The 7,931-nt window shown below is 66.5% G+C and carries 6 protein-coding genes; 4 read left to right on the forward strand and 2 right to left on the reverse strand.

The genetic code is table 11. The annotated features are described in order from the left end of the window. Positions 1 to 10: 10 nt before the first annotated feature. From WC815_23245 to WC815_23255, 3 genes are all read left to right on the forward strand, one after another. Positions 11 to 1,309: a M24 family metallopeptidase gene (locus WC815_23245; GenBank protein MFA5911705.1), complete on the forward strand. Its 1,299-nt coding sequence runs from the start codon at positions 11 to 13 to the stop codon at positions 1,307 to 1,309. Positions 1,310 to 1,391: 82 nt separating this feature from the next. Continuing rightward, positions 1,392 to 1,814 carry an alternative ribosome rescue aminoacyl-tRNA hydrolase ArfB gene (gene arfB, locus WC815_23250; GenBank protein ID MFA5911706.1) on the forward strand — a complete coding sequence of 141 codons (423 nt, stop codon included), beginning with the start codon at positions 1,392 to 1,394 and terminating at the stop codon, positions 1,812 to 1,814. Positions 1,815 to 1,925: 111 nt separating this feature from the next. Further along, positions 1,926 to 3,188, forward strand: a complete 1,263-nt coding sequence (locus tag WC815_23255; protein MFA5911707.1) for an Nramp family divalent metal transporter — start codon at positions 1,926 to 1,928, stop codon at positions 3,186 to 3,188. 63 nt (positions 3,189 to 3,251) lie between these two features. On the opposite strand, the gene WC815_23260 is transcribed toward WC815_23255, so the two are convergent. Then, positions 3,252 to 6,044, reverse strand: coding sequence for a TonB-dependent receptor (locus tag WC815_23260; protein MFA5911708.1), 2,793 nt, complete (start codon positions 6,042 to 6,044; stop codon positions 3,252 to 3,254). A gap of 303 nt (positions 6,045 to 6,347) precedes the next feature. Between WC815_23260 and WC815_23265 the strand changes: the two genes are divergently transcribed. Then, positions 6,348 to 7,154 (forward strand): class I SAM-dependent methyltransferase, encoded by an 807-nt coding sequence (locus tag WC815_23265; GenBank protein MFA5911709.1) that lies wholly within the window; start codon positions 6,348 to 6,350, stop codon positions 7,152 to 7,154. A gap of 4 nt (positions 7,155 to 7,158) precedes the next feature. Here WC815_23265 and WC815_23270 read toward each other — a convergent pair. Next, positions 7,159 to 7,931: hypothetical protein (locus WC815_23270; GenBank protein MFA5911710.1), on the reverse strand; the 773-nt coding region annotated here is incomplete at its 5' end.

Genomic DNA, 7,931 nt, shown 5'->3' on the forward strand with positions numbered 1-7,931 from the left:
GGGGATCCGCATGAACCGCTCACGTCGCACATTCCTGCAAACCGGGGCCGCCGCCGGCCTCGGTGTCGGGCTCACCGGCTGCAACAGCACCCCTAAGATCGCGGAAGCCCCGGGGCTCGCGCCTGCCGCCGCCGGCCCTCATCCCGCGATCGCCGCGTTGAAGCCGATGACGGCCGACGTCAAGCCGATCACCGCCGACGAGCGCGCCGCGCGCATCGAACGAGCGCGCCGGCTGATGACCGACAACAAGATCAGCGCCATCTACCTCGAGGGCGGCTCGAGCATGTTCTATTACACCGGCGTGCGCTGGGGCCTCAGCGAGCGGCCGTTCGTGTGCGTCATCCCGGCGAAGGGCGACCTGGCGTGGGTATGCCCCGCCTTCGAAGAGCAGCGCGCGCGCGAGCTGGTCAAGGGCGCGGCCGACGTGAGGGTCTGGCAGGAAGACGAGAGCCCGTACCGGCAGGTTGCCGGCATCCTCAAGGACCGCGGCGCCACCGGGCGCGTCGGCGTGGAAGAGCGCCTGCGCCACTTCATCTACAGCGGCGTGAAGAAGGAACTGGCCGGCGCCGATTTCGTGGATGCCGAACCGGTGACCGCGGGCTGCCGGATGATCAAGTCGGCCACCGAACTGGCGCTGATGCAGAAGGCCAGCGACATCACCATCGAGGCGTTCCGGGCGGCGTTTGCGACCTTCCGCGCCGGCATGACCCAGGACGACCTCCGCGCCAACATCGCCGCCGCCCATCGCGCGCTCGGCGCCCCCGGCGGCAGCGCCTCGGTCAGCTTCGGCAAGTTCACCGCGTTCCCCCACGGCAGCATCGAGCCGCAGCAGCTCGTCGAGGGCGACGTGATCCAGGTGGACGGCGGGTGCGCCATCGACGGCTACCAGTCGGACATCACCCGGACGACGGTGTTCGGCAAGGCCAGCCCGCGCCAGATCGAGATCTGGGAACTCGAGAAGAAGGCCCAGGCGGCGGCGTTCGCCGTGGTCAAGCCTGGCGTGCCGTGTGAAGCGGTGGACGCGGCCGCGCGCAAGGTCATCACCGACGCCGGCTTCGGCCCCGACTACAAGGTGCCCGGCCTCCCCCACCGCACCGGCCACGGCATCGGCCTCGACGGCCACGAGTGGACCAACTTCGTGCGCGGCAACAAGACGCCGCTCGCGCCCGGCATGTGCTTCAGCGACGAGCCGATGATCGCGATCTACGGGGAGTTCGGCATCCGGTTGGAGGACTGCCTCCACGTGACCGAGACGGGCGCGCAGTACTTCTCGCAGCCCAGCCCGGCCATCGATAAGCCCTTCGCCTGATCAGGTTGGCCACAGCGGACACAGGGAATTTCAAAAAGAGTTTCTCTGCGTCCCCTGTGTCCTCTGTGGCTAAAATGCAGACATGGCTACCCTCTTTACCTCCCCGCTACGCATTCCCCTGAACGTTGACGAACGATTCGTGCGGGCGTCGGGGCCCGGCGGACAGAACGTCAACAAGGTCGCCACCGCGGTCGAGTTGCGGTTCGACATCGACAGCTCGTCGCTGCCACCCGACATGAAGTCGCGGCTCAAGGCGCTGGCGGGCCGCAAGGCCCTCACCGACGGCGTCCTCATGATCGACAGCCGGGTTCACCGCACGCAGGGCCGCAACCGCGCCGCCGCGCGCGAGCGGTTGATCGACCTGATCCAGCGCGCCTCGATCCCGCCGAAGAAGCGCACGCCCACGGCGCTGACCAAAGCGGCCAAGGAGCGGCGCCTCGCCGGCAAGCATCACCTCGCCAAGATCAAACTCAGAAGGACGACCAAGCCCGATCTCGATGAATAACGCAGATGGGCCTCATCAGGGGCCACAGATGACAGAGAACCAGAATAAGAAAGTCTGCGTCATCTGTGTCATCTGCGGCTCCGATGGGCCATCTGCGTCATAATCTGCGGCGTGTCTGAATCGTCGAAGCCCGCCTCCTTCAGCTTCCTGAAACTCGCCGGGCCCGGGCTCGTGGTCGCGGCCACCGGCATCGGGTCTGGCGACGTCGTCTCGGCCACGGTCGGCGGCGCCCGCTACGGCGTCGTGCTGCTGTGGGCGATCCTGGCCGGCGCGTTCTTCAAGTTCGTGCTGAGCGAGGGGATTGCGCGCTGGCAGCTGGCCACCGGCAAGACCGCGCTCGAGGGCTGGGCCGACCACCTCCCGCCGTGGGTGAAGTGGTACTTCGGCGCCTACCTGATCATCTGGACCGTCGCCGTCAGCGCCGCCCTCACCAACGCGACCGGCCTCGGCATTGCCAACCTGACCGGGGGCGCGGTGCCGCAGTCGTGGGGCGCCGTCATCCACAGCCTGATCGGCTTCGCCTTCGTGTGGCTCGGCGGCTACGGCAACTTCGAGAAGCTGATGAAGCTGCTGGTCGGCATCATGGGCTTCAGCATCCTGATCTGCGCGGCGCTGACGCTGCACGATCCGCTGCCCGCGGTGCAGGGCCTGGTGCTGCCGATCATCCCGGCCGGCAGCGGCACCTACGTGCTGTCGCTGATCGGCGGCGTCGGCGGCTCGATCACGATGCTCTCCTACAATTACTGGATGCGCGAGGAGAAGATGCGGGGCGCGGGCTTCCTCGGCTACGTCCGCGGCGACATTGCCGTCGCCTACATCTTCACGGCGCTCTTCGGCATCTCGATCATGTTGATCGCCAGCGACGCCTTCTTCGTCCCCGGCGTGCCGCTGCGCGACGCCGAGGCGGTGCCGAAGATGGCGGCGGCGCTGGGCGCGCTGTTGGGGAACTTCGGCCGCTTCGCGTTTTCGGCCGGCTTCTGGGCCGCGGTGTTCGCGTCGCTGCTGGGCGTGTGGCAGAGCGTGCCGTATCTCTACGCCGACTTCTACGGCATCCTCAAGAAGATGTCGCCGGCGGACCGCCTCGACGTGGTCAAGGTGACCAGCACGCCGTATCGCCTGGCGCTGGCGTTCATCACGCTGGTGCCGCTGCCCTTCGCCTTCACCGGCCGCCCCATCGCCATCATCGTGACCTACACCATCGTCGGCAGCCTGTTCGTGCCGTTCCTGGCGGCGACGCTGCTTTACCTCAATAACAAGGTGAAGTGGACCGAACCAGTGCCGCACAACGCCTGGTACACCAACCTGCTGCTCGGGGCGATCTTGCTCCTCTTTGCGATCGTCGGAGCCCAGGAAGTGATCGGGGCGTTGCGCTAAATTGAGGCCGACGCCGTACGTAACACGGGCGCGATGCCGAAAAGCACCGCGCCCGTTCTATTTCTAGAAGTTGAGGCTGAAGCCGACGCGGATGATGCGCGGCGCCAGGATCTCGGTCGGCCGGAGGTAGCTGCCGCCAACGGCGACCGTGCGGCCGACGGCCGTGTCGGAGTTGCCGATGTTGAAGAAGTCCACCTGCGGCTGGAAGCTGCGGCTGCCGAACCGGAACGAGCGCGACAGGCGAATGTCGAACATCATCACGTTGTCGTAGCGCTCGGTGCCACGCTCGCTCAGCTGGATGGTCTGGGTGGCGCGGGTCAGGGTGACGCCCTGGGTCGCGGCGACGGCACGGCTCAACGAATAAGTCGAGACGTAGGGGTAGCCGTTGTTGGCGATCATCGATCCGGCGAGGTTGATGCGGCCCGGCAGCTCGTAGCTGCCCGAGACGCGCAGCGCGGTCTCGGAGTCGTTGCCGATGATGCCGGTCGGGAACTGCGTGTTGTTCGGGTCGTTGAGGTCGGTGCCGCCCGAGACGCCGCCCTCGTTCTTGCCGATGGTGAAGCCCGCCTGCATCTGCCACTTCTGCGAGAAGCGCTTGGTGGCGGTGAACTCGACGCCCTTGTAGGTGGTATCGAGGTAGTCGACGTTGTCACGCACGTTCAGCGTCACCGCGTTGGCGGCCGCCGAGATGTTGTAGACCGTGGCCGTGGTCGGCTTCGGGCTCGCCAGCGTGCCGCCGGGGCCGTTGGGGATGGTGATGGTGTGCGCGGTGTAGGCGCTGGCCGGCTGCAGGGTGTTGACCTGGCCGATCTGCTTGCGATTGGTGCGGTAGTAGAACATCGCACCGACGCGCACGGCGCCGGGAAGCTGGGTCTCGATGCCCACGGTGGCTTCATCCGAGTACGGCCAGTCCACGCCCGGCGCGTAGTTGGTCAGGACGCCGCCGCTGAACGACGCCGGGCAGGTGCCAATCTCCGAGGCCTGCACCTTGCCGTCGCCATTCGGGTCGGTCCACACGCAGTCGCGGTTGCCGACGGTGAGCGGGTTGACGTTGGTCACGCGGTCGATGCCGACCTGCAGGCCGTAGCGGCTGTAGCTGGCCTTGACCGCCGTGCGGCCACTACCCGTCAGGTCGTACGACGCGCCGGCCCGCCACACCGCGATGCTCTGGTTGAGCGCTTCGGTTTCCGCCACCGTGCGCGCGGCGGCGAACGCGCCACCCGGGCTCGACTGCTCGGGCAACGTGCCCACGTACTTATCGAAGCGGCCGCCGATGTTCAGCGTCAACCGGTTCATCGACCAGGAATCCTGGATGAAGAAGCCGGTCACGATCGCTTTGTTCTTCGAGAACGCCGGCGAGTTGAACTGGCGGACCGAGGTCGGCACACCGTTGTTGTAAACCGTCCAGTGGTCGCCCTTCACCGAGTAATCCGAGCCGTAGAAGAGGCGGCCCCACTGCACGCCGGCCTTGAACAGGTGCTCCCCGCCCAGGCCGCTCTTGCCGAAGGTGAGGACGTTGTCGAACTGATGGCGCGAGTTGGGCTGGTGCTCCTCGCGCGTCGAGGCGCAGCAGACGCGGGTGTTGCCGGTGTCGATGCGGCGGATCGCGTCGGCGGCGGTATCGGGCTGGTAGGTGTAGTTGGTCTGGCCGTCCATCACGCTGAAGTTCGACTCGAACACCAGGCTGCCGCGAATGCCGGTGTACTTGGCCTGCGTGGTCTGCACGGGATTGGTCTGCACCACCGAGGCGATGTCCGGAATCAGGTCGGCGCTGTCGCGGCGGTGGCCGCGGATTTTGTCGTTCCACAGGTACGACACCGACAGCTTGTTGTTGGTGGTGAGCTGGCCGACCAGCTTGCCGGAGTAGTTCTTCAGGTCGTTGTCGTCGAGAGCCTGCGAGCCATCGTCGTTTCGAGCGCTCACCAGCTTGTTGACCACCCACTTGCGGATGGTGCCGTTGACCCACAACCGGTTCTGGACCAGCGCGCCGCCGCCCGACAGGTTGAAATCGTAGGTCTTGAGTGTCGGGTTACCCAGGAAGGTCGGGTTGAGCTTCTGCGTCTCGGCCCAGTTTTCGCCCTGCAGGTCGTCGTTGGCAAAGTTGTAGCGGGCGTTGCCCTTCCAGCGGTTGCCGCCGTCCTTGGTGACCATGTTGATCGAGACGCCGCCGGCGAGCGTTTCCGCCGGGATCGCCGAGGTCATGTAGTTGACCTCCTCGAACATGCCCTGGTCGTAATACATCATGGTCGCGCCGCCGCCGCCGCCGGGCCAGTTCACCGTGGCGCCGTCGATGTTGTAGCTGACGTCGTTGGTGTTCGAGCCGTGCGCCGACATGCTGCTCTGCTGCATCGACTGCGTGCCGCCGACGTCGTAGGTCGCCACCTGCACGCCGGGGATCAGCTTGGCCAGCGACCACGGGTCGCGGCCGGTGGGAATGCCTTCCAGGATCTCCTGGTTCATGACCGTCTGCTGCACGTTGGAGCGAACGTCCACGGTGGGCGATTCACCGGTCACCGTGATGGTCTCGGACAGCGCGCCCACTTCCATCTTGCCGTTGATGGTGGCGACGAACGCGGCGCTGATGCGCACGTCCGGGCGGTCAATGGTGCGGAAGCCCTGCAGTTCGAACTTCACGCCGTAGGTGCCAGGCGCGAGGCGGTCGAACCGGTAAGTGCCGGTCGTATCGCTCACCTGCGATTGGGGGCCGCCAATCAAGCGCTCGCCGCTAAGGATGATCGTCACCCCTGGCAGGACCGCGCCACTGGCGTCGGTCACCGTGCCCGTGATCGAGCCGGTCGTCTGGGCGTGTGCGAGCGGAACGCTCGACAACACCGCCATGCAAACGAGTACGCACATCCGCCTTACCATCGTCATGCCTCTCCTCCGTCGTGAACACAAGTGGCGTCTCCAACGCGTCCAGACGACTACCCCGGCCGCACGTTGACGCGACATTGTGCACGATTGTTCCCCGGTTCGACAGCGCTTTTCCGTGAACCGTGGGATGAGTCGCGGGAATATACTCGGCGCCACGGTCCCCGGGTTGCACACTGACTCATTTTTCGCGGTTCGCCATCAGACCCGGCGCGTAGCGCCGCCAGCGAACTTGCCGTCGGGTCTCTGCGCCTCTGTGACTCTGTGGCAGATTATGAGGGCATGCGCATGAAGAGTCTCTGTCTGGTAATTGCATTGGCGCTCGGCGGCATTACGCACGCCCAGGAGCCGCAGCAGCCGTTCGAGCCCAGGAGCGGCCAGGCCGGCAAGGACGTGGTGTGGGTGCCGTCGCCGCCGGCCATGGTGAGCAAGATGCTCGAGATGGCCAAGGTCACAGCGGACGACTTCGTGATGGACCTCGGATCCGGCGACGGCCGCAACATCATCGCCGCGGCCAGGCTCGGCGCGCGCGGCCTGGGCGTGGAGTTCAACCCCGAGATGGTGGCGCTGTCGCGCAAGCTGGCGGCCGAAGCCGGGGTCGGCGACAAGGCGCAGTTCGTCGAAGGCGACATGTACCAGGCCGACATCTCGAAGGCGACAGTGCTCGCGCTGTTCCTGCTGCCGGTCAACCTGGATCGCCTCGCCCCGGCATTCCTGGCCCTCACGCCGGGGACGCGCATCGCCGCCAACACGTTCGGCATGAGTGGCTGGGATCCCGACGAGAGCTTCACGCTCGACCAGGACACCGACTGCTCGAGCTGGTGCGAGGTCCTGCTGTGGATTGTGCCGGCGCCGGTGGCCGGGACCTGGCGGATGAGCGACGGCAGCCTCACCCTGACGCAGGATCACCAGTTGATCCAGGGCGCGGTGACCATCGACGGCGCCACGCACCCGATCGCCAACCAGAAGCTGCGGGGCGACGACCTCACCTTCATTGCCGGCGGGCAGGCCTACAGGGGCAAGGTCAGCGGCAACCAGATTGAGGGGACGATCACGGCGCCCGCGGGTGCCATCCCCTGGAAGGCAACACGCTAGGCGTTTACTGCGCGAGCTTTTCCATCGCGATCGTGAAGGCGCGCCGTCCGGCCTGCGGGTCGTAGACGATGACCGGCATCAGGCGGCCGCGAATGCGATCCGGGTTCGAGCGCGCGTAACCCATCAGCGTCGCGGCCAGCAGCTGCTGCGACCCTTCCTCGATCCCGGCACGGGGCACGCCGGTCAGCAGGTCGTTCAGCGACAGGTCCCACGCCTCGCCCCACAGCAACGCGTCCACCACGGTGCCCTTCAACACGTTGTGGGAGAAGTTGAAAAAGAAGGACAAGGGTGAGTAGGCGGTTTCGGTCGGCCGGTGACGCTCGAACGCGGCCATCAGTGCGTCCTTGTGCTTCGCGAACAACTCGAGGAACTGGGCGCGGTCGGCTTCGGACTGCGACAACGACGCCGGCGGCACGCCGACAAAAGCGCGCGCGTCCGGGGTCAGCCCGTTCAGCAGGGCCTCTTCGATCACGGCGCGATCCCGGTCTTCGAGGCCGGTGGACGACAGCCGATCATACGCGCGCATGGTCGCGGCCAGGGCAAAGCACAGCCATGGATAGTCGGCGACGTTGTCGTCGCGCAGCGCCACCGTGTCGCGGCCGCATTGCGCCTCGAACCCGAAGCGCAGGTGGCAGCCCATGCTGGCGGCGTGCCCGATCGCGATCTTTGCCTGGTGCTCTTCGTTGAGCGTGCGGACCTTGGCGAGCAGCGTGGTGTAGCCCCGCTCGTCCAGTTCGTAATGGGAGGTGCCGATCAGCATCAGCGTCTCGGCGTCGG

This window comes from Vicinamibacterales bacterium (genome assembly GCA_041659285.1).
Classification (GTDB): Bacteria; Acidobacteriota; Vicinamibacteria; order Vicinamibacterales; family UBA2999; genus 12-FULL-67-14b.

Excerpts from the sequence above, each read along its gene's own strand:
- WC815_23245 (MFA5911705.1), top strand. The coding sequence starts at position 11 with ATGAACCGCTCACGTCGCACATTCCTGCAAACCGGGGCCGCCGCCGGC.
- arfB (MFA5911706.1), top strand. The coding sequence starts at position 1,392 with ATGGCTACCCTCTTTACCTCCCCGCTACGCATTCCCCTGAACGTTGAC.
- WC815_23260 (MFA5911708.1), bottom strand. The coding sequence starts at position 6,044 with ATGTGCGTACTCGTTTGCATGGCGGTGTTGTCGAGCGTTCCGCTCGCA.
- WC815_23265 (MFA5911709.1), top strand. The coding sequence starts at position 6,348 with ATGAAGAGTCTCTGTCTGGTAATTGCATTGGCGCTCGGCGGCATTACG.